The sequence below is a fragment of the Croceicoccus marinus genome (assembly GCF_001661675.2).
Lineage (GTDB): Bacteria > Pseudomonadota > Alphaproteobacteria > Sphingomonadales > Sphingomonadaceae > Croceicoccus > Croceicoccus marinus.
This window is the reverse complement of sequence record NZ_CP019602.1, coordinates 1,279,377-1,299,921: the sequence shown is the minus strand read 5'-3', so window position 1 is coordinate 1,299,921 and position 20,545 is coordinate 1,279,377. Positions and strand designations below refer to the sequence as shown.

The following is a 20,545-nucleotide window of genomic DNA, read 5'->3' as shown; positions in this document are numbered from 1 at the left end:
TCTTGGCTCGTTTCCTCATAGTGGAAGCCCGTTTCTACTCGCATCTCAACGACATGCTGATCGAAGGCGCGAGCGCGGCCCTGAAAGCAGGCGGCCATGAGGTCGAGACGATCACGGTGCCTGGCGCGCTGGAGATCCCCGCGGCGATCGCCATGGCGGCAGAGAGTGGCCGATACGACGGCTTCGTTGGGATCGGCGTCGTGATCCGAGGAGAAACCTATCACTTCGAGATCGTGGCAGGCGAAAGCGCGCGCGGGATCATGGCGCTGACCATGGACGGCATCGCCATCGGAAACGGCATCCTGACTGTCGAGAACGAGGCCCAGGCGCTCGTCCGCGCAGATCCGGCGCAGAAGAACAAGGGCGGCGAAGCGGCGCAAGCGGCACTCGCGCTGCTGCAACTGTCGGGCCGGTTCGCGGCCTGACTACCAGATGGTGACGCGCTCGCCGGGAGGGAGGTAGAGCGCGTCGTCGTTCTGCACGTCGAAGGCGCGGTACCACGCATCCACGTTCCGCACGGTCGAGACACGGTAGCGCGGCAAAGTCGCCTGTCCGCTCTCGATCGCGGTCCGTGCATTAGGCTCGCGCAGCTTGCTGGCCCATAGCTGGGCAAAGGCGATGAAGAAGCGCTGGTCGCCGGTATAACCCTCTATCACGCGCGGTTCGCGGCCATCCAGCGATGCGCGATAGGCGTCGTACGCCGCGACCAGTCCGGCCAGGTCGATGCCGTCGTCGTCAGAGGTGCCCTCGCCGTCCACCGCCAGGTTCGGGTCAGATCGGTATTCGCCGAATTGTCCTGCCAGCTTGCGGGTCCGTTCGTCTAGCGCAGCCCGATCCGACGGGGCCAGCCAATCGGCTATCCGCAGATCCGCGTCGATCATCGTACCGGTCCGGTCCACCGCGCGGCTCATCTCGCGCCCTATGATGGTGCCGATGGAGCCATAATTCGCCGCCGCGTCGGCCTCGGGATCGTAGAAGGGCGGCTGCAGTATCGCGGCGGGAACGTTGATGGCGTTCTGCAGGGGCAGATAGACAGCCTGCATCCGGTGCGCGCCGGTCCGCCAGCGGCCCCGCTTCTCCTGCCCGACGGCGGCAATCTCGCGCGCATAGGCCGCGCGTTCGGCCGCGATCGTCTTGGCATAGGCATTGTTGCCGACCGCCCGAAGTTCTTCGATTTCGTTATAGCTTTCGGGATAGGCGATCCCCAGCGTCAGCTGCTCGAGTTTGCGGGCCGCCGCGTCCTTCGCCTCGTCGCCGAGGTCGGGGTCGTCCTGAACCTTGCGGACAAGCGCATCGCGCACGCGTTCGGCGATGATCTCCACATCGCGCTTCTCCTCTGACGAAAAATAGCGCTCTGCATAGAGGCGGCTCATCGTATCGGTGAACAGCGTGCCGATCTGCGCGACGGCCTGCTGCTCCAGCGGTTCGGGGCGGGCGCGCCGATCGAGGCGGCGGTCATGGAAAGCGAAATGCGCGCTGCCGAAATCGTCAGGCAGAACATTGGCATGGCTGCTCAGGCGGTGGAACACCAGCCAGTCTCGCCATGCCTCGATCGGTTCGGAGCCCGCCAGCGCAGACATCGCGGCGACGGACTGCGGATCGAGCACGGCTATGCGCTCGGCAGAGCCCAATCCGGCCGACGAGAGCAAGGCTGACCAATCCAGTCCGGGGGCCCGCTCCTCAAGCTCGTCGCGGCTCCATACGGCAGCGGAAGCGAGTCGGTCGCGGTCGGGCACTGCCTCGCCCTGTGCCTCGGCCAGGCTGGTTTCCAGGGCCAGCACGCCATTCGCGCGCTCGGCCGTCTCGTCCAGTCCGGCAAGGGAGAGGACGCGGGCGACATAATCGCGATAGGCGGCGCGATTGGATCGGGCCTGCGCCGTCTCCGCCAGATAGTCGGCCCGCTGGGGCAAGCCCAGACCGCCCGCGAAAAGCCATGGAACGATCTGCCCATCGTCGGGCGCGGGCAGCGCCGCGACCGAAAACAGATTGGGACTTTGGCTTTCGGTGAACAGCATCGGCGATGCATCGGCGCGAAGCGTGCCACCAATCACCTCGGACAAAGCAGACCGCTCTCCGACGTTCTGGAACCGCCTGATGTCGCCCATCGCGGGTGAAATGCCCTGCCGATTGATGGCGACCCGGTCCATGAACTGGCGGTAATAGTCGCGGACGACGGCTTCGGGGGTTCCGGCATCCTGCGGACGTCCGGCAATATCCTCGACGATGGTCGTCAGGCGCCGTTCCAGTTCGGCCTCTGCGCGAGACTGCCGGCCGATGGCATTGGCGCCCTCGGGTATTTGGGCCGCCGCCAGCCATTTACCATTGGCATATTCGAAGAAATCATTGCCCGGATCGATCGTCGTGTCGAGATCCGCCGTGCTGATGCCGATGCCCGTGCCCTGAAACGGCGACACTGCGGCCTCTTCACTTGACGAACAGGCCAGCAGGCCAAGCGCAAGCAGCATCGCCACGGCAAGGCGAAACTTGTGCTGCAGCAGGTCGGGCAGCGTGATCGGGCGAGCGAAGGACAAGAACGAACTCTGACAAATCAATGCACCGCGGGCGGTACAATCTATGGCGAAAACATGGCACCGCCGTTCTAGAGGCTGACGCGCCAAGGCGCAAACCGTTCCGGGCCCCGCCCGGCATCCGACGCAAAAGGATGCCCGCCCCCCCATCCGAGGCGGGCATCGTCATGATGCTGTGTCGCCAGCGATCAGGCGAGCCTGCCGAAAGCCCCTGCCCCGGCATAGAGCGCGCTCGCGCCAAGCTCTTCCTCGATCCGGATCAGCTGGTTGTACTTGGCCAGCCGGTCGGACCGCGCGAGCGAGCCCGTCTTGATCTGCCCGCAGTTCGTCGCAACGGCCAGGTCGGCGATGGTCGAATCCTCCGTCTCGCCCGAACGATGGCTCATCACCGCGGTATAGCCTGCGCGGTTCGCCATGCTCACGGCCTCGAGCGTTTCGGTCAGCGTGCCGATCTGGTTGACCTTGACCAGCAGCGAATTGGCCAGCCCCTGCTCGATCCCCATGGACAGGCGGCGCGGATTGGTCACGAACAGATCGTCGCCTACCAGCTGGACCTTGCCGCCGATCTTGTCGGTCAGCGCCTTCCAGCCTTCGAAATCGTCCTCGGCCATCCCGTCCTCGATCGAGCGGATCGGATAGGCCGCGCATAGATCGGCGAGGTAATCGGCCATTTCCTGACCGTTCAGCGAGATCCCCTCGCCCGCGATGTCATAGCGTCCGTCGGCAAAGAATTCGGTGCTGGCGCAATCGAGCGCGATCGCGACATCGTCGCCCGGCTTGAAGCCTGCCTTCTCGATAGAGGTCATGATGAAGTCGAGAGCATCGCGCGTGCTGGCCAGATTGGGCGCGAAGCCGCCCTCGTCGCCCACGGCGGTCGACAGGCCCTTGTCCGAAAGGCCCTTCTTCAGCGTGTGGAAGATCTCCGCGCCCCAGCGCACCGCTTCGGAAATCGATTCGGCTCCGACCGGCATGACCATGAATTCCTGGAAATCGATCGGGTTGTCCGCATGCTCGCCGCCATTGATGATGTTCATCATCGGAACCGGCAGTATGTGCGCCGACACCCCGCCGACATAGGAATAGAGCGGCAGGCCGCGTGCCGCAGCCGCCGCGCGTGCCGCCGCCAGCGATACGCCCAGCATGGCATTCGCGCCAAGCCGCGACTTGTTCTCGGTCCCGTCCAGCTCGATCATCGCATAGTCGATGTCGCGCTGGTCTTCGGCGTCGAGGCCAAGCAGCATGTCGGAAATCTCGGTATTGCAGGCATCGACGGCCTTCAGCACGCCCTTGCCCAGATAGCGCGACTTGTCCCCGTCACGCAGCTCCACCGCTTCATGCGCGCCGGTGGACGCGCCCGAGGGAACCGCCGCGCGGCCCATCGATCCGTCTTCGAGCAGCACATCGACCTCCACCGTGGGGTTGCCGCGGCTGTCCAGGATCTCGCGCGCGTGGATGTCGATGATTGCCGTCATGGTATTATGCCTCTCATGCTAGAAGCGCCCCGGTCGGAGCGAAAATCGGTGTAATGAAGTTGCGGCGCGGAGCCACGCCGGTTTCAATATATGGTCGCGGATTAGTTGGCGGAACAATGGCTGGCAACAGTCGTTATTGCATCAGCGAATGGGTAAGCCAGCAATGGTTACCCTTGAATATCCGCATGCGAAAGGCGCCAGTCGCGTTTCGAGCAGCGGGTGAACGACAGAACCGCAGGGCCGTCGAGGCAATCGAGGGTCTGACCCTGCAAATCACCTCGGCTTCCCGCCAAGAGCCGACAAGGACGAGAGATGCAAACCATGGTCAATTCCACCACTCCGATCGAACCCACGACGACGACCACCACGACCGGTACCACCACGACCGGCACCACCACGACCGGCACGGGCTTTCCCGGCACCGATCACCGCGCCGAGGCGAAGAGCCGCTTCTCAAAGGCGCTCGACGAAGCGAAGGCCGGTGTTGCCGAGCTGAAGGCCGAGGCCTTCGAGAAGTCGGGTTCGTACAAGAACCGCGCCGGCGAAAAGGGCGAGCAGCTCAAGGGCGATGCCGCGGTATATGGCGACCAGGCCAAGGCCAAGGCCTATGACCTGGCGAACGAATCCAAGGGCAAGGCCAGCGAAGGCCTGATCGCGCTGTCGCGCCTGATCACCGACAACGCGCAAACGCTCGACGAGAAGCTGGGCGTCAAGTACGGCGACTATGCGCGCACCGCAGCTGGCAGCCTTGAAAAGAACGCCGCTTCACTCGACGAAAAGTCGATCGAGGAACTGGGCGAGGAAGCGCGTGAATTCGTGCGCAAGAGCCCGGGAACGGCAGTGGCGATCGCCGCCGGTGCCGGCTTTGTCCTGGCACGCATGTTCCGTCGCAGCTAAGTTTCGATAACGTTCCCCGGAACCGACCGCGATCGCGGCTATGGCTCCGGGGAATGGTATTCGCCGAATATCATCGCGACAAGAACGCGCCCGGCATTGAGCATCGGGGTGCGATAGGGGGATTGATTGATGTCGGAAACTACCGACGATATCGCAGCAGAACGATCCTTGGTCGAGGACGTGCGCGTATTGGTCGAGGACGGCAAGCTGCTGGCCGAGGCCGAAATCGACTATCACAAGAAGCGCGCCCTTTATGCCGCGACCGCCGCCAAGGGCATCACCGCCCTGTTCGGCGCTGCTGCCGTGCTTGCTTTCTTCGCCGGCATCGCGCTTGTGGTCGGACTGGTTCTCGCGCTGGGACAGATCATTACCTATTGGGGATCGACTGCACTCGTCACGGCCGTTCTGGCCATTGGCGCGCTGATGCTCGCCAAGACCGCTTCCTCCAGGCTCAACCGGGCCAAGCAGATCATTACGGACAAGAAGGGCTGATCGAATGACCGAAACCGACGTCATTGAAGCGAGACGCCTGCGCAACGCCGCGCGCACCGTGTTCGATACGCAGCGCGAAATGGTCCGCGCCGATCTGGACGCCGCCGGCGTGGGCAAGCGGATCGCAACCCGCCTGGTCGACGACGGCAAGGTGATCGCCGAAGAAGCCGCGGATGCGGCCAATACGCACCGGACGGTTGTCACCCTGGGTGCGCTTGGCCTGACCGGATGGTTCCTGCGCGGTCCGATCCTGGCATTCGTGGACCATATTGTCGGCCGCGACGATACCGGGGAAGACGACGACTACGACTATGAACCCGCCGACTACGAACCGGCGGACTATTACGTCGAGCGTCGTTACCCAGTGCGCTGAAGCCAGCGTTTCTCAGCCTTTTCCCCTCATGTCGGAACCGGACGCGGTTCGATCCATTGATCTTTCAAAGCGCTTTTCTGAAAAAAGAGGGACTCCCATGATCGACACAGCCACAACTCCCAAGCCCAACGCTACGCCGCAGGCGGTCGTGCCGCCCTCGGACAATCTTGATTCGCCCCGCGATCCGACGCTTTCCGAAAAGGTATCGGCCGCGCAGGCGCGCATTTCCGAACGTACGGCCCCCGCGCGTGCAAAGGCTGCCGAACAGTCGAGGGCCGCTGCGGACAGTGCCAAGGAGTTCGTCAAGGAACATCCGTTCGTCGCCATGACCGGCGCCGTCGCAATCGGCGCGTTGATTGCGCTTTCGCTTCCGGGCAGGCCGGGACGCAAGGTGCGCGGTTCGGTCGTTACCGCAGGCGGCGTGCTGGCAGAGCTTGCCGCCAAGTACGGGCATGAAATCATGGCCATCGCTGGCAGTGCTGCCGAAGAGTCTCGTGAGAAGCTGGGCGAAATCGGCGAAAGCGTCTCTGAAACGAGCCGCGATCTTGCCAACAACCTCTCCCGTCGCGGCGAAAGCGGCTATCTGTCCGCCCGCCACGTCGGCGAAAGTGCCGCCCTTTCAGCCCGGCAGGCAAGCGAGGATGCCGGGCTCAAGTCCCGCTCCATGATGTCGCGCCTGCGCGGCTGATACCCGGACACGCCAATTGCCTCTTTTGATCGCGTTGGCGATGCGTTAAAGGCCGCCCTACCCGACCCGGTGGGGCGGCTTTTCATTTTGCCAGCGGAGTTTTGAATGGCGCAGAAACTGCATCTCGTGATGGGCGGTCGGGTAAAGGATCCGCGCGGTCAGGAGTTCGAGGATCTTTCAGCGCTCGACCTCGTCGGTATCTTTCCCGATTTTGAATCCGCAGAAAACGCATGGCGCAGCAAGGCGCAGCAGACCGTGGACGATGCCGAAATGAAATATGTCGTCGTGCACCTGCACCGACTTATGGAACCCAATCTCGGGAACTGAGCCAAGCAGACGCGAAAGGCGGGAAGACGATCGGTCCTCCCGCCTTTCTCTCGATCAGATGAATTCGATCTTCTTGATCAGATAGAACCGCTCACCCGAAGGCACGGTCACCTCGATCTCGTCATCGACCTTCTTGCCGATCAGCCCGCGGCCCAGCGGGCTTGAGTAGCTGATCCGGCCGGACTTGGCGTCCGCCTCGGTCGGGCCGACGATCTGGTAGCGGACCGGTTTCTCGTCCTCGTCCAGCATCGTCACCGTGGCGCCGAAGATCACCTTGTCGCCCGACAGCGTGGTCGGATCGATGATCTGCGCACGGCTGACCTTGTCCTCAAGATCGGCAATCGTGGCCTCGACTTGGCCCTGGCGCTCCTTCGCGGCGTGATATTCGGCATTTTCCGACAGATCGCCATGCGCACGCGCTTCCTCGATCGCGTCCACGATCCGCGGACGCTCTTCGCGAAGCAGCTTCAGTTCGGCAGTCAGCTTTTCATAGCCTTCCGCCAGCATGGGTACCTTTTCGACACTCGCCATTGTAATTCAAATCCTCCTGGTCCCTCGCCGGCAAAACGCAGTCCCCGTTCCCGCCACATCTTGCAGCAGGAAACCCATGGGACTGACGTTGCGGGAGGAACGTTAGCGGTCAGCCATAATAGGACTGAAGCGACCGTACTTCAAGCTTGCCGCCGCGCTGGGCAGCGATTGCCTGCGCCGCGACCAGCGCGGCTGCCGCTGTGGTATAGATCGGCACCTTCCCGACCAGGGCCGCCTGGCGGATCGACTTCGAATCCTTCAGGCTCTGCCACCCCTCGGTGGTGTTGAAGATCAGGTTCACGTCGCCGTCGATGATGGCATCGACGATATGCGGCTGACCCTCGGCCACCTTGTTGACCAGCTTTACCTCGACCCCGTTCTCCGCAAGGAAACGCTGGGTGCCACCCGTGGCGATGACGGTAAACCCGTTTTCGGCCAACAGCTTCACCGCAGGCAGGACGATCTGCTTGTCGCTGTCCTTGACCGACACGAACAGCACGCCGCCCTCGGGCATCAGAGCGCCTGCGCCCAGCTGGCTCTTGATGAAGGCGCCGGTGAAGTCGGGATCGATGCCCATGACTTCGCCGGTCGACTTCATCTCGGGCGACAATGCCGGATCGGTGCCGGGGAACTTGTTGAAGGGGAACACGGCTTCCTTCACGGCGACATAATCGATGTCGCGCTTGATCTTGGGCAGGTCGGCCAGCTTCTCGCCAGCCATCACGCGGGCGGCCATCTTGGCGATGGGCTGACCGATCGCCTTGGCGACGAAGGGCACGGTCCGGCTGGCACGCGGATTGACCTCGATCAGATAGACCTGCCCGTCCTTGACCGCGAACTGGATGTTCATCAGCCCGACCACCTTCAGCGCATGGGCAAGCGCTTCGGCCTGGCGCTCCATCTCGGCGATGATGTCGTCGGGCAGGCTATAGGGCGGGATCGTGCAGGCGCTGTCGCCCGAATGGACGCCGGCTTCCTCGATATGCTGCATCACGCCCGCAACCACCACGTCGGTCCCGTCGCACAGCGCATCGACGTCGCATTCCACCGCATCGCGCAGATACTGGTCGATCAGCACCGGAGAATCGCCCGAAACGCGCACCGCGGTCGCCATGTATTCGTCAAGCTGCGCCTCGCTGTCCACGATCTCCATCGCGCGGCCGCCCAGTACATAGGACGGGCGGATCAGAACCGGATAGCCGATCCTGGTCGCGATCCCGCGCGCCTCTTCCTGGCTGCGCGCGATGCCGTTGGCGGGCTGCAGCAGGTTGAGTTTGTTCACAAGCTGCGCGAACCGCTCGCGGTCCTCGGCCAGGTCGATCGCATCGGGGCTGGTGCCCAAGATCGGGATGCCCGCATCCTCCAGCGCCTGCGCCAGCTTGAGCGGGGTCTGCCCGCCGAACTGCACGATCACGCCTACCAACGTGCCACGCGACCTCTCGACGTCCAGGATCTCCAGCACGTCCTCCGCCGTCAGCGGCTCGAAATAGAGCCGGTCGGAAGTGTCGTAGTCGGTCGACACCGTCTCTGGATTGCAGTTGATCATGATCGTCTCATACCCCGCCTCTTCCAGCGCGAAGCAGGCGTGGCAGCAGCAATAGTCGAACTCGATCCCCTGCCCGATCCGGTTGGGACCGCCGCCGAGAATGACGATCTTCTTGCGGTCGGACGGATCGGCCTCGTTCTCGGCCTGTCCGAACAGCGGGTTCTCATAGGTCGAGTACATGTAGGGCGTGATTGCCTCGAACTCGGCGGCGCAACTGTCGATGCGCTTGAACACCGGGCGCACGCCCAGCTTGTGGCGCAGCGCGCGAATTTCCTCTTCGGAAGTGCCGCCCGCCATCGCCTTCAGCGTATCGTGCAACAGGCCCGAACGCTTCGCCTGCGTCTCGCCCATGCCGCCGGCGACGCCGACCGAACGCACCGCGAGGGTCGAGAGGCGCTTGTCCGAAAAGCCCATCGCCTTCAGGCGGCGCAGCCCTTCGGTAGTGCGCGGGATGCCGTTCGCGGTGATCTCGGCTTCTTCGGCGATGATCTGCTCGATATGGCGCAGGAACCAGGGGTCGTACTGGGTGATCGCGTTGATCTCCTCCAACGACATCCCTTCGCGGAAGGCCTGCGCCACGATCAGCAACCGTTCGGGCGTGCGTTCGGAAAGGCGCGCGGTCAGCAGGTCCCTGCTGGCGCCTTCCAGTTCCTCGACCCGGTTGAAGCCGTCGAGGCCCGTTTCCAGGCCGCGCAGCGCCTTCTGCAGCGATTCCTTCATGTTGCGGCCGATCGCCATCACTTCGCCCACCGATTTCATCGCGGTGGACAGCTTGTTCTGCGCGCCCTTGAACTTCTCGAAGGCGAAGCGCGGGATCTTGGTGACGATATAGTCGATGGTCGGCTCGAAGCTGGCAGGCGTCGCGCCGGTGATCTCGTTGGTGATCTCGTCCAGCGTATAGCCCACGGCCAGCTTGGCCGCGACGCGCGCGATGGGAAAGCCGGTAGCCTTCGACGCCAGCGCGGACGAGCGCGAGACGCGCGGGTTCATCTCGATCACGATCAGCCGTCCGGTCTTGGGATCGACTGCGAACTGTACGTTGGAACCGCCTGTTTCAACACCGATTTCGCGCAACACCTCGATGCTGGCGGTGCGCATGATCTGGTATTCCTTGTCGGTCAGCGTCAACGCCGGAGCGACCGTGATGGAATCGCCGGTATGCACGCCCATCGGATCGACGTTCTCGATCGAGCAGATGATGATGCAATTGTCCTTCCGGTCGCGGACAACCTCCATCTCGTACTCTTTCCAGCCGAGTAGCGATTCCTCGATCAGCACCTCGGTCGTGGGGCTGGCGTCGAGCCCTTCGCGCACGATCTGCTCGAACTCCGCCTTGTTATAGGCGATGCCGCCGCCGGTCCCGCCCAGCGTGAAGGACGGGCGGATGATGGCGGGCAGGCCGGTATGCTCGAGCACCGCGACCGCCTCGGCCAGCGTGTTCGCCACGCCGCTGCGCGCCGATTCCAGGCCGATCTTGTCCATCGCCTTGCGAAAGCGCTGGCGATTCTCGGCCTTGTCGATGGCGTCGGCGTCCGCGCCGATCATCTTGACGCCGTATTTGTCCAGCACGCCGGTCTCGAACAGCTTGAGCGCGGTGTTCAGCGCGGTCTGCCCGCCCATGGTGGGCAGCAGCGCATCGGGCCGCTCCTTGGCGATCACGCGCTCGACGAATTCCGGCGTGATCGGCTCGACATAGGTGGCGTCGGCCATTTCCGGATCGGTCATGATCGTGGCGGGGTTCGAGTTTACCAGGATGACCCGGTAGCCCTCTTCCTTCAGCGCCTTGACCGCCTGCGTGCCCGAATAATCGAACTCGCAAGCCTGCCCGATGATGATCGGACCCGCGCCAATGATGAGGATGGAGGAGATGTCAGTGCGTTTTGGCATTATTGTTCTCGCCTAACGAATATCAAGGATGCAGCAGGATGAGCGTGATCAGCGAAGCGCACCCACGAACTTCTCGAACAGATAGAAACTGTCCTGCGGCCCCGGGCTCGCCTCGGGGTGGTACTGCACGCCGAACGCCTTCTTGCCGGTGATCGCGATGCCGCAATTGGTGCCGTCGAACAGCGACTTGTGCGTCTCGACCACGCCCTCGGGCAGGGTGTCGCCGTCGACCGCAAAGCCGTGGTTCATCGAGGTGATCTCGACCAGCCCCTCGGTCTCTCCCCAGTTGCCGCCGACGCGCTGTACCGGATGGTTCGCGCCGCGGTGGCCCTGGAACATCTTGCCGGTCTTCGCGCCCGCCGCCAGCGCCAGCATCTGGTGTCCAAGGCAGATGCCGAACAGCGGCACATCCGCATCCAGAAGAGCCTTGATCACCGGCACCGCATAGATGCCCGTCGCCGCCGGATCGCCGGGTCCGTTCGACAGGAACACGCCATCCGGCTTCAGGCCCATTATCTCGTCATAGCCGGTTTCGGCGGGGACCACGGTGACCCTGGCCCCTGCCCTGACGAGATTGCGAAAGATATTGTCCTTCGCGCCATAGTCGATGGCGACCACATGTGGGCGGCCCTCCCCCGACGGCGCGCCATAGCCCTCGCCCAGCACCCAGTGACCGCCGTTCCAGCCTTCGTGACCCTTGCGGCTGACACCCTTGGCCAGGTCCAGCCCTTCCAGACCGCTCCAGCCGGCCGCCTTGGCGACCAGCGCGTCGATGTCGAACTTGCCGCCGGGATCATGCGCGATCACCACGTTGGGCGCGCCCTGGATGCGGATGCGGCGGGTCAGCGCGCGGGTGTCGAGGCCAGCGATGCCGATCTTGCCCTTGGCCGCCATCCATTCGGGAAAATCGCCCATCGCGCGAAAGTTCGACGGATCGGTCACATCCTCGCGCACGATGCAGCCCAGCGCCGAATCGACCTTGCCCTCGACGTCTTCCTCGTTCGTGCCGACATTGCCGATATGCGGAAAGGTGAAGCAGACCACCTGCCCCGCATAGGACGGATCGGTCATCACTTCCTGATAGCCGGTCATGGAGGTGTTGAAGCAGAGCTCTCCCACGGCTTCTCCGACAGCGCCGAAACCGCGGCCATAGGCGACATGGCCGTCGGCAAAGACGAGGGCGGCGGTCGCGCCCTGGGGGATGGGCGCGTGCGAAGAAGCGGGGTCGGCCATTTGGCGCTCCGTTAGCTAGGGTTTCCGGCGATATGTGCTAAGTCCCGTCCGCTAGAGACGAGAGCGCATACCGTCAAGCGGGCTTGCCGCATAAATGCAGGTTACAGGCCTCAAGTTCGGTTTGCATCGCCCGTAATCAAGCCTATCTGGCGAGCGAACGACCAGATCACTCCTTTGACAAGAGAAAAATCATGCTTCGCGACGATCTCAAGGCAGCCCAGATCCAGGCCATGAAGGACAAGGACAAGGAGCGGCTGAACGCCGTCCGCCTGATCCTGGCCAAGGTCAAGGACCGCGACATCGAACTGCGCACCAGCGAGGCGGCGGGCGACGACGACGCGCTGGTGATCGACGTGCTGCAGAAGATGGCCAAGCAGCGCCGCGAATCGATCACGATGTACAACGAGGGCGGCCGCGCCGAACTCGCCGAGGCCGAGGAGAAGGAACTGGCCGTGATCGAGGAGTTCCTTCCCGCGCAGATGAGCGAGGAGGAAACCACCGCCGCGATCGAGCAAATCAAGGCCGACACCGGCGCCAGCGGCATGAAGGACATGGGCAAGGTCATGGCCGAGCTGAAGGCGCGCCACGGCACCGAGCTGGACATGAGCAAGGCAAGCGCGCTGGTGAAGGCCTCGCTTTCCTAGGGCAGCTGCGGCATTAGGGGGCGATGGCGCTCTCACCCCAATGGCTGGACGAACTGCGGTCGCGGACCACCCTGTCCGCGCTGATCGGTCGTACCGAAAAGCTTCAGCGTGCGGGGCGCGAGTTCAAGGCCTGCTGCCCGTTCCATAACGAGAATACGCCCAGCTTCTACGTCAACGACGAGAAGCAGTTCTATCACTGCTTCGGCTGCGGCGCGCATGGCGATGCGATCCGCTGGATGACCGACCAGCGCGGCCTGCCGTTCATGGATGCGGTCAAGGAACTGGCCGAGCAGGCCGGCATGGAAGTGCCCGCACCCGATCCCCGCTATGCGCAGGCAGCCGAGCAGCGCGCTTCGCTGCACGACGTGCTGGGCGAGGCGCAGGCCTGGTTCGTGCGCAACCTGTCCGGTCCCGATGGCGCCGAGGCGCGCGCCTATCTGAAGCAGCGCGGCATTACCGAGGCGCAGATCCGCGAATTCGGCTTCGGCTATGCCCCGGACGCCCGGGGCGCGATAGCGCAGGCGCTGTCAGGCTTCGAACGCGACATGCTAATCGAGGCCGGCCTACTGATCTCGGTCGACGGCAAGGAACCGTACGACCGGTTCCGCGGGCGGCTGATGCTGCCGATCCAGAACCGCCGCGCGCGGGTCATCGGCTTTGGCGGGCGGATCCTTCAAAAGATGGACGCTTCCCAATCTTCCGGTGCGCCCAAATATCTCAATTCCCCCGACACCCCGGTCTTCGACAAGGGCCGCACGCTCTACAACCTCCACCGCGCCTCCGCCGCATCGCGCCAGAGCGATCGCCTGGTCGTGGTAGAAGGCTATATGGACGTGGTGGCGCTGGCGGGCGCCGGCATCGGCGAGGCGGTCGCCCCGATGGGCACGGCACTGACCGAGCAGCAGATCGATCTGTTGTGGCGCATGGTTCCGGTGCCGGTGCTGTGCTTCGATGGCGATGCGGCGGGCCAGCGCGCCGCGATGCGCGCGGTGGAGCGCGCACTGCCGATGCTGCGTCCCGGCCACAGCCTGTCCATCGTCACCCTGCCGGAAGGACTGGACCCCGACGATCTGATCCGCCGCGACGGCCGTGCCGCGATGAAGGGACTGCTGGGCAAGGGAGAAGGCCTGCTGGACATCATCTGGCGGCACGAGAGGTCAGCCACCTTGCAGAACACGCCCGAGGCCAAGGCGGGTCTGAAGGAGCGGCTGATGGCGCATGCCGATACAATCCAGCACCCCGACATTCGCGCGCTCTATGCCCGCGAACTGCGCGACCGATTTTCGGAATTCGCCTTTCCGCCGCGCGCGCCGCGTTCCTTTACGCCAAGGGGGCAAAACCGCGACGGCCGCGGCTTCCGCAGTTTCGGCAGCACCAACGCCCCGCCCTCGCCCCTGCTGCGCCAGCTTGGGCCCGCGACCGCGCGAACCCGCCTGATGGGCGCGGTCATCTTCGGCCTGACACGCCATCCGTCCCTGCTTGCCGCGCGGGCCGAGCAGATCTCTCAGCTTCGGCCCGAGGATAGCGGACAGGCGCGCATCCTCGACGCCTTGCTGGAACTTGCGGAAACGGGGCAAATCGGTGGTGGGTCGCTTGAAAGTCACGATATTCCCGCCATATTGGCCGAGCGTGGACTGGCCCTGCCCCATGGGGATGCGATCGGCGGCATGAAACTTGCCTTCCTGTCCGATCGAACGACGGAGCCCGAGGCCACGAAGGATTTGACGGAGGCGATCTCGCTGCTGGTAGAAAGACCGGTGATAGAGGCCGCCCTCGCAGCGGCAACCGCGCGGTTTGGCGAGGATCCGGAAGGGTCATTCGCCGAGCAGCAGCGTTTGTTGAAGAGAAAGCTGGAATTCGATGCTCGCCTCATGCAAATGGCGGCCATGCGAGGTGGCAACCAGTAAAATACGGGCTGGCAGGAAATCATTCGATCGAACGCCCCGGCGGGTCCTTGTCCAAGGGACCGGCGGGCTGAAGATCAGACAGATGAATAGGCGGTAATGGCGACCAAAACGACAAACGGCGGCGGTAGTGACGGCGATGCGCCGCTGATCGACCTCAACGAAGCGTCCATCAAGAAGCTGATCGCTCGCGCCAAGAAGCGCGGCGTGATCACCTATGACGAGCTGAACGAGGCCCTGCCGCAGGACCAGATGTCGTCCGAGCAGATCGAGGATGTGATGTCCGCGATCTCGGAAATGGGCGTGAACATCGTCGAGAACGACGACGATTCCGAAGAGGGCGAGGAAACGCCCGACGAAATCGATTCGGACGACGACGACGATACCGATTCCGACGATGGCACCGCGCCCAAGGATCACAAGGCGCCGGTCAAGAAGAAGGAAACGATCGAGCGGACCGACGATCCCGTGCGGATGTATCTGCGCGAGATGGGTGCCGTCGAACTGCTGAGCCGCGAGGGCGAGATCGCCATCGCCAAGCGGATCGAGGCCGGACGCGACATGATGATCATGGGGCTTTGCGAAAGCCCGATCACCTTCCACGCGATCATCCAGTGGTCCGAGGCGCTCAACAACGAGGAAATGCAGCTGCGCGAGATCCTCGATCTCGACGCCATGCTGTCCAAGGAGCCCGCGCCCGAGAACCTCAACGACGACGACGAAGGCGACGGCGAGATTTCCGAGGAAACCGCCGGTCCGTCCTATAAAGAGGACGATGACGACGACGAGGATGAAGAGAGCGAAGGCGAGGACGGCGAGGACGGCGAAAGCCGCCGCAAGGACGACGACGAGGAGGACAACACCCTCTCGCTCGCCCAGATGGAAGCCGCTCTCAAGCCGGACGCGCTGGAACGTTTCGCCCGCATCACCAAGCTGTTCAAGAGCTTCGAGAAGCTGCAGAACGAGCGGGTCGACGCGATGGGCCGCGGCGATGTCTTCGCCAAGGGCAAGGAAGACAAGTACGAGAACCTGCGCGAGGAGCTGACCGCCGAGGTCGAATCCGTGCAGTTCCACGCGACCAAGATCGAATTCCTGGTCGACAATCTCTATGCCTTCAACCGCCGGCTGACCGCACTTGGCGGCCAGATGCTGCGCCTTGCCGAACGGCACAAGGTGAAGCGCGCCGACTTCCTTCAGTCCTATGTCGGGCACGAGCTTGACGAAGGATGGATGACCAGCGTCGCGAAGAAGGACAAGAAATGGGCCGCCTTCGCCGACAAGGAAGGCGAAGCGGTCGAGCGCATTCGCGCCGAGATCGCCGATATCGCCAGCCAGACCGGCATGGCCCTGCCCGAGTTCCGCCGCATCGTGAACATGGTGCAGAAGGGTGAGCGCGAGGCGCGCATTGCGAAGAAGGAAATGGTCGAGGCGAACCTGCGCCTCGTGATTTCCATCGCGAAGAAATATACCAATCGCGGGCTGCAGTTCCTCGACCTGATCCAGGAAGGCAACATCGGCCTGATGAAGGCGGTCGACAAGTTCGAATACCGCCGCGGCTACAAGTTCTCGACCTATGCGACCTGGTGGATCAGGCAGGCGATCACCCGCTCGATCGCCGATCAGGCCCGCACGATCCGTATCCCGGTCCACATGATCGAGACGATCAACAAGCTGGTCCGCACGAGCCGCCAGTTCCTGCACGAGCAGGGCCGCGAGCCCACGCCCGAGGAAATGGCCGAGCGTCTGTCGATGCCGCTCGAAAAGGTTCGCAAGGTGATGAAGATCGCCAAGGAGCCGATCTCCCTCGAAACGCCGATCGGCGACGAGGAGGATTCGCACCTGGGCGATTTCATCGAGGACAAGAACGCGATCATTCCGGTCGATGCCGCCATCCAGGCGAATTTGAAGGAAACGGTCACCCGCGTCCTCGCTTCGCTCACCCCGCGTGAGGAGCGCGTGCTGCGCATGCGTTTCGGCATCGGCATGAACACCGATCACACGCTTGAGGAAGTCGGACAGCAGTTCTCGGTCACCCGCGAACGTATCCGCCAGATCGAGGCAAAGGCGCTGCGCAAGCTGAAGCACCCGAGCCGCAGCCGCAAGATGCGCAGCTTCCTCGACCAGTAAGCCGTTCATTCGAAAGAAAAGATGGGGGCCTCGCGGGAAAATTCCCTCCGGGGCCCCTTTCGTTTGGCTGTCCGCTGGCGCGTCGGCAAATCAACGCTTTCCCTGCCCCAAACCGGATTGCAGTGGCCATTCGCGTATTGACCCACTATGCGCGACGCCAAACCCCGCGAGTCTCTAAACTGACACAGGCCGTTCATGCGCATTGCCATCGCTTCCGATCACGCCGGTTTCGACTTGAAGCAGGATATCGCCCGCTGGCTGGCGGATGAGGGCCATGTCGTCACCGATTGCGGGCCGCAGAACGATGCACGCGTCGACTACCCCGATTTCGGCTACAAGCTGGCGCTGGCCGTTTCCGGCGGCGCGTGCGATTTCGGCGTCGCGATCTGCGGTTCGGGCATCGGCATTTCGATTGCGATCAATCGCCATCCCGCGATGCGCTGCGCGCTGGTGGGTGAGCCCCTGTCAGCCATGCTGGCGCGTGAGCACAACGATGCCAACGCCATCGCGATCGGATCGCGCCTGACCGGGATCGACATGGCCAAGGCCTGCATCGCCGCCTTCATGGTGGGCCGCTTCGAAGGCGGCCGTCACGAAGGGCGCGTCGACAAGCTTTCAGCCCCTCCCTTCGTGACCAGGAAAGCGTCCTGAACGGGACGGAATCTGCCCCAGACCCAGTTGTCCAAGTTTAATTTGTCCAAGTCCCTATTTGCCCAAGTCCCAAGCGTGAAAGAGACATCATGACCGTCGACACCGCGATCCGCAGCAGCGGGTTCTTCACCGATGACATCGCCGCCTCGGACCCCGCCGTCGCCGATGCCATCAACCACGAGCTGAAGCGCGAGCGCAAGCAGATCGAACTGATCGCGAGCGAGAATATCGTGTCCAAGGCGGTGCTGGCCGCACAAGGCTCGGTCTTCACAAACAAATATGCCGAGGGTTATCCCGGCCGCCGCTATTACCAGGGCTGCGAACCGTCCGACACGGTCGAGCAGCTTGCCATCGACCGCGCGAAGGAGCTTTTCGGCTGCGAATTCGCCAATGTGCAGCCCCATTCGGGCGCGCAGGCCAATGGCGCGGTGCTGCTGGCGACGGTGAAGCCGGGCGATACCATCCTGGGCATGAGCCTGGACGCGGGCGGCCACCTCACCCATGGCGCCAGGGCCGCGCTGTCGGGCAAATGGTTCAACGCCGTGCAATATGGCGTGACGAAGGACACGCATTTGATCGACTATGACGAGGTCGAGCGTCTTGCGCAGGAGCACCGTCCCAAGCTGATCATCGCAGGCGGCAGCGCCTATCCGCGCATCATCGACTTTGCCCGCATGCGCGCCATCGCGGATTCGGTCGATGCGCTGTTCCATGTCGACATGGCTCATTTCGCGGGGCTGGTCGCGGCGGGCATCCACCCCTCGCCCTTCCCGCACGCACATGTCGCCACAACCACGACGCACAAGACGCTGCGCGGTCCGCGCGGCGGCATGATCCTGACCAATGACGATAAGCTGGCCAAGAAGCTGAACTCCGCGGTCTTTCCGGGGCTTCAAGGCGGGCCGCTGATGCATGTGATCGCCGCCAAGGCAGTCGCCTTCGGCGAGGCGCTGCGCCCCGACTTCAAGGCCTATAGCCGACTGGTGGTCGAGAATGCGCAGGTGCTTGCCGCCACGCTCAAGCAGCGCGGCGCCGAAGTCGTTTCGGGCGGCACCGACACCCATCTCGCGCTGATCGACCTGACCCCGCTGGGCGTGACCGGCAAGGACGCGGACGAAGCGCTGGAGCGTGCGGGCATCACCTGCAACAAGAACGGCATCCCCTTCGACCCGCTGCCGCCGATGAAGACCAGCGGCATCCGCGTCGGCAGCCCCGCAGGCACCACGCGCGGCTTCGGACCCGAGGAATTCCGCGAAATCGGCCACATGGTCGCCGATGTCCTCGACGGACTGGCCAAGTGCGGAGAGGCCGGCGACCCGGAGGTGGAACGGAATGTCCGCCAGCGCGTCGAAGCCCTGTGCGATCGATTCCCGATCTACGAGGACTAAGGAGCCCATCATGAGCGAACCCGGCGGCATCAAGGATTACTGGAACGGCCTTTCGCCCGAAGCGCGCAAGGCCGCGAAATGGGGCGCGGTCGGCGCGCTGATCGCGATCCCCGTGCCCTTCGTCGGGCCGATCATCGGCGGCGTTGTCGGCGGCGGCCTGGGATATGCCAAGGCCAAGGGCAAGATCTGAAGGTATTGATCTAGGTGCGTTGCCCGTTCTGTGCGAATGAATCGAGCCAGGTAAAGGACAGCCGCCCGGCGGAAGATGGCAGCGCCATCCGCCGGAGGCGTCAGTGCGAGGGCTGCGGCGCGCGCTTCACCACGTTTGAGCGTATACAGCTGCGCGAAGTGACCGTGCTGAAATCGCGCGGCCCGGACGAGGATCCGCGCCGCGAACCCTTCGATCGCGGCAAGCTGGAACATGCGGTGCGCCTTGCATGCCGCAAGCGCGCCATCTCTCACGAGCAGATCGACCGGCTGGTATCGGGCGTACAGCGCCAGCTGGAAACGCGCGGCGACAGCGAGATTCCCTCTGCCGTAATCGGCGAGCTTGTGATGGAAGGGCTGCGCCAGCTCGACACCGTCGCCTATATCCGGTTTGCCAGCGTCTACCGCGAATTCAGCGAGGCCAGCGATTTCGAGCAATTCGCCAGCACGGTGCGCGATGTCGCAGCAGACTGATCCCGTCATCGTCCTCGTCCGCCCGCAGCTGGGCGAGAATATCGGCAAGGCTGCGCGCGCCATGCTGAACTTCGGCCTGGCCGAGATGCGGCTTGTCGCTCCGCGTGACGGCTGGCCCAACCCTTCGGCGGGCCCGGCGGCTGCGGGCGCGGATATCGTGCTGGAAAACGCGCAGGTGTATGACAGCGTCGCCGATGCCGTCGCTGATTGTGCGCATGTCCACGCCACCACCGTGCGCAAGCGCGGCGTGACCAAGCCGGTGCTGACGCCCCAGCAGGCCGCGCATGAAATGGCGAGCCTGCCGGGCCGCCACGCGATCCTGTTCGGACCGGAACGGTCGGGCCTGGAAACCGACGACGTGGCGCTGGCGCGCACCATCGTCACCGTGCCGATCAATCCGGAATTCGGATCGCTGAACCTGGCGCAGGCGGTGATCCTGCTGAGCTATGAATGGTCGAAATCGCTGAACGCACAGGACCTCGCGCTTAGCCAGCCGACGAGCGAGGAATTGCTGCCCCCTGCCCCGCAGGAAGAGCTGGACGGCATGATCGCGCAGCTGGAAACCATGCTGGAGCCCTGCGGCTATTTCCGCCCCGAAAGCCGCGCCACGGCCACGCGCCGGACCTTGCGCACCATGCTGACCAAGCCTGCATGGAACCACCTGGAAATTCGCACCATGCGCGGCGTGCTGAGCGCGCTTGCCCGGGGGCCACGCGACGATTGAGAGAGCCGGCGCGGCCAGTCAGCCGCGGATGCGCGCCCATTCCCTGTCTTCATAGGCGATCGAGGTTTCGACCAGATCCTCCCACAAGCGCGCGACCAGATCGGCCGGAACGCCCTGTACGCGGGCGGCTTCGACGGCGGCGTCGGTCACGGCCTGCTTGCGGTCCTCGTCGCGCACCGCATCGCGGTCCTGCTTGATCCGGGCCGCGGCGCGCATGTATCCGAAGCGCCGCGCCAAAAGCGCGATCAGCGCGGCATCGGCGGCATCGACGCCAAGGCGCACTTCCTTCATGGTGCGGCACAGTTCGGGTTCGATCGTCTTTTCCATGGCGCCGCCCCTGCCGCGCCCCGCGCCGCTTGTCCAGCGCAGCACTTGACGCATGGGCGCATTTCTGCAAATGCGCGCGCTCGCAATAGGCCCCGCACCCCGGTGAAGTGGTGGCCGCGCCAGAC

Annotated in this window: 20 protein-coding genes; 14 read left to right on the top strand and 6 right to left on the bottom strand. The window is 64.0% G+C overall.

The features are described from left to right. Positions 1 to 2 precede the first annotated feature (2 nt). Positions 3 to 425, top strand: a complete 423-nt coding sequence (ribH, locus tag A9D14_RS06210; RefSeq protein WP_066844092.1) for a 6,7-dimethyl-8-ribityllumazine synthase — start codon at positions 3 to 5, stop codon at positions 423 to 425. Here ribH and A9D14_RS06205 read toward each other — a convergent pair whose 3' ends face one another. Both A9D14_RS06205 and eno read right to left on the bottom strand, forming a co-directional pair. Continuing rightward, entirely contained in the window at positions 426 to 2,531 is a 2,106-nt protein-coding gene (locus A9D14_RS06205; protein ID WP_066844089.1) for a M13 family metallopeptidase, read from the bottom strand. It lies immediately after the preceding gene. 185 nt (positions 2,532 to 2,716) lie between these two features. Further along, positions 2,717 to 4,000, bottom strand: a complete 1,284-nt coding sequence (gene eno / locus A9D14_RS06200; RefSeq protein ID WP_066844088.1) for a phosphopyruvate hydratase — start codon at positions 3,998 to 4,000, stop codon at positions 2,717 to 2,719. A gap of 312 nt (positions 4,001 to 4,312) precedes the next feature. Here eno and A9D14_RS06195 point away from each other — a divergent pair, with 312 nt between their 5' ends. From A9D14_RS06195 to A9D14_RS06175, 5 genes are all read left to right on the top strand, one after another. Beyond that, positions 4,313 to 4,897 carry a hypothetical protein gene (locus A9D14_RS06195; protein WP_198302059.1) on the top strand — a complete coding sequence of 195 codons (585 nt, stop codon included), beginning with the start codon at positions 4,313 to 4,315 and terminating at the stop codon, positions 4,895 to 4,897. Between the two features lie 129 nt (positions 4,898 to 5,026). Beyond that, positions 5,027 to 5,389: a phage holin family protein gene (locus tag A9D14_RS06190; RefSeq protein WP_066844085.1), complete on the top strand. Its 363-nt coding sequence runs from the start codon at positions 5,027 to 5,029 to the stop codon at positions 5,387 to 5,389. Between the two features lie 4 nt (positions 5,390 to 5,393). Then, the gene (locus A9D14_RS06185) at positions 5,394 to 5,762 is read left to right on the top strand and encodes a hypothetical protein (protein WP_066844083.1); all 369 of its coding nucleotides are present in this window, start codon (positions 5,394 to 5,396) and stop codon (positions 5,760 to 5,762) included. A 28-nt stretch (positions 5,763 to 5,790) separates the two neighbouring features. Next, positions 5,791 to 6,450 carry a hypothetical protein gene (locus A9D14_RS06180; protein ID WP_157668161.1) on the top strand — a complete coding sequence of 220 codons (660 nt, stop codon included), beginning with the start codon at positions 5,791 to 5,793 and terminating at the stop codon, positions 6,448 to 6,450. 105 nt (positions 6,451 to 6,555) lie between these two features. Then, positions 6,556 to 6,777, top strand: a complete 222-nt coding sequence (locus A9D14_RS06175; RefSeq protein WP_066844077.1) for a DUF4170 domain-containing protein — start codon at positions 6,556 to 6,558, stop codon at positions 6,775 to 6,777. Positions 6,778 to 6,831: 54 nt separating this feature from the next. Here the strand turns inward: A9D14_RS06175 and greA are convergent, their stop codons facing one another. From greA to carA, 3 genes are all read right to left on the bottom strand, one after another. Continuing rightward, the gene (greA, locus tag A9D14_RS06170) at positions 6,832 to 7,308 is read right to left on the bottom strand and encodes a transcription elongation factor GreA (protein ID WP_066844074.1); all 477 of its coding nucleotides are present in this window, start codon (positions 7,306 to 7,308) and stop codon (positions 6,832 to 6,834) included. Positions 7,309 to 7,417: 109 nt separating this feature from the next. Next, on the bottom strand, positions 7,418 to 10,741 hold the full coding sequence (gene carB, locus A9D14_RS06165) for a carbamoyl-phosphate synthase large subunit (RefSeq protein ID WP_066844071.1): 3,324 nt from the start codon (positions 10,739 to 10,741) through the stop codon (positions 7,418 to 7,420). A 48-nt stretch (positions 10,742 to 10,789) separates the two neighbouring features. Then, complete coding sequence (gene carA, locus A9D14_RS06160) at positions 10,790 to 11,974, bottom strand: glutamine-hydrolyzing carbamoyl-phosphate synthase small subunit (RefSeq protein ID WP_066844068.1); 1,185 nt, start codon at positions 11,972 to 11,974, stop codon at positions 10,790 to 10,792. 191 nt (positions 11,975 to 12,165) lie between these two features. Here carA and A9D14_RS06155 point away from each other — a divergent pair, with 191 nt between their 5' ends. The 8 genes from A9D14_RS06155 to A9D14_RS06120 all read left to right on the top strand — a co-directional run bounded on the left by A9D14_RS06155 (position 12,166) and on the right by A9D14_RS06120 (position 20,093). Then, positions 12,166 to 12,618 carry a GatB/YqeY domain-containing protein gene (locus A9D14_RS06155; protein ID WP_066844066.1) on the top strand — a complete coding sequence of 151 codons (453 nt, stop codon included), beginning with the start codon at positions 12,166 to 12,168 and terminating at the stop codon, positions 12,616 to 12,618. 23 nt (positions 12,619 to 12,641) lie between these two features. Further along, positions 12,642 to 14,525 carry a DNA primase gene (gene dnaG, locus A9D14_RS06150; protein WP_066844064.1) on the top strand — a complete coding sequence of 628 codons (1,884 nt, stop codon included), beginning with the start codon at positions 12,642 to 12,644 and terminating at the stop codon, positions 14,523 to 14,525. A gap of 96 nt (positions 14,526 to 14,621) precedes the next feature. Further along, on the top strand, positions 14,622 to 16,649 hold the full coding sequence (rpoD, locus tag A9D14_RS06145; protein WP_066844061.1) for an RNA polymerase sigma factor RpoD: 2,028 nt from the start codon (positions 14,622 to 14,624) through the stop codon (positions 16,647 to 16,649). Between the two features lie 195 nt (positions 16,650 to 16,844). Next, entirely contained in the window at positions 16,845 to 17,300 is a 456-nt protein-coding gene (gene rpiB, locus A9D14_RS06140; RefSeq protein ID WP_066844058.1) for a ribose 5-phosphate isomerase B, read from the top strand. 89 nt (positions 17,301 to 17,389) lie between these two features. Beyond that, entirely contained in the window at positions 17,390 to 18,688 is a 1,299-nt protein-coding gene (gene glyA / locus A9D14_RS06135; protein ID WP_066844055.1) for a serine hydroxymethyltransferase, read from the top strand. 10 nt (positions 18,689 to 18,698) lie between these two features. Beyond that, complete coding sequence (locus A9D14_RS06130; RefSeq protein WP_066844052.1) at positions 18,699 to 18,878, top strand: hypothetical protein; 180 nt, start codon at positions 18,699 to 18,701, stop codon at positions 18,876 to 18,878. Positions 18,879 to 18,892: 14 nt separating this feature from the next. Continuing rightward, a complete protein-coding gene (gene nrdR / locus A9D14_RS06125) occupies positions 18,893 to 19,369 on the top strand; it encodes a transcriptional regulator NrdR (RefSeq protein ID WP_066844050.1) in 477 nt (158 codons plus the stop codon). Further along, a complete protein-coding gene (locus A9D14_RS06120) occupies positions 19,353 to 20,093 on the top strand; it encodes an RNA methyltransferase (RefSeq protein ID WP_066844046.1) in 741 nt (246 codons plus the stop codon). Before nrdR ends, A9D14_RS06120 begins: the two co-directional genes overlap by 17 nt. A gap of 18 nt (positions 20,094 to 20,111) precedes the next feature. On the opposite strand, the gene A9D14_RS06115 is transcribed toward A9D14_RS06120, so the two are convergent. Next, the gene (locus tag A9D14_RS06115; RefSeq protein ID WP_087910548.1) at positions 20,112 to 20,420 is read right to left on the bottom strand and encodes a chorismate mutase; all 309 of its coding nucleotides are present in this window, start codon (positions 20,418 to 20,420) and stop codon (positions 20,112 to 20,114) included. Positions 20,421 to 20,545: the final 125 nt, after the last annotated feature.

What these genes read in the sequence shown, in the direction of transcription:
- eno (WP_066844088.1), bottom strand. Translation starts at nt 4,000, where the DNA reads ATGACGGCAATCATCGACATCCACGCGCGCGAGATCCTGGACAGCCGC.
- A9D14_RS06195 (WP_198302059.1), top strand. Translation starts at nt 4,313, where the DNA reads ATGCAAACCATGGTCAATTCCACCACTCCGATCGAACCCACGACGACG.
- A9D14_RS06190 (WP_066844085.1), top strand. Translation starts at nt 5,027, where the DNA reads ATGTCGGAAACTACCGACGATATCGCAGCAGAACGATCCTTGGTCGAG.
- A9D14_RS06185 (WP_066844083.1), top strand. Translation starts at nt 5,394, where the DNA reads ATGACCGAAACCGACGTCATTGAAGCGAGACGCCTGCGCAACGCCGCG.
- A9D14_RS06180 (WP_157668161.1), top strand. Translation starts at nt 5,791, where the DNA reads ATGTCGGAACCGGACGCGGTTCGATCCATTGATCTTTCAAAGCGCTTT.
- A9D14_RS06175 (WP_066844077.1), top strand. Translation starts at nt 6,556, where the DNA reads ATGGCGCAGAAACTGCATCTCGTGATGGGCGGTCGGGTAAAGGATCCG.
- greA (WP_066844074.1), bottom strand. Translation starts at nt 7,308, where the DNA reads ATGGCGAGTGTCGAAAAGGTACCCATGCTGGCGGAAGGCTATGAAAAG.
- carB (WP_066844071.1), bottom strand. Translation starts at nt 10,741, where the DNA reads ATGCCAAAACGCACTGACATCTCCTCCATCCTCATCATTGGCGCGGGT.
- carA (WP_066844068.1), bottom strand. Translation starts at nt 11,974, where the DNA reads ATGGCCGACCCCGCTTCTTCGCACGCGCCCATCCCCCAGGGCGCGACC.
- A9D14_RS06155 (WP_066844066.1), top strand. Translation starts at nt 12,166, where the DNA reads ATGCTTCGCGACGATCTCAAGGCAGCCCAGATCCAGGCCATGAAGGAC.
- dnaG (WP_066844064.1), top strand. Translation starts at nt 12,642, where the DNA reads ATGGCGCTCTCACCCCAATGGCTGGACGAACTGCGGTCGCGGACCACC.
- rpoD (WP_066844061.1), top strand. Translation starts at nt 14,622, where the DNA reads ATGGCGACCAAAACGACAAACGGCGGCGGTAGTGACGGCGATGCGCCG.
- rpiB (WP_066844058.1), top strand. Translation starts at nt 16,845, where the DNA reads ATGCGCATTGCCATCGCTTCCGATCACGCCGGTTTCGACTTGAAGCAG.
- glyA (WP_066844055.1), top strand. Translation starts at nt 17,390, where the DNA reads ATGACCGTCGACACCGCGATCCGCAGCAGCGGGTTCTTCACCGATGAC.
- A9D14_RS06130 (WP_066844052.1), top strand. Translation starts at nt 18,699, where the DNA reads ATGAGCGAACCCGGCGGCATCAAGGATTACTGGAACGGCCTTTCGCCC.
- A9D14_RS06120 (WP_066844046.1), top strand. Translation starts at nt 19,353, where the DNA reads ATGTCGCAGCAGACTGATCCCGTCATCGTCCTCGTCCGCCCGCAGCTG.
- A9D14_RS06115 (WP_087910548.1), bottom strand. Translation starts at nt 20,420, where the DNA reads ATGGAAAAGACGATCGAACCCGAACTGTGCCGCACCATGAAGGAAGTG.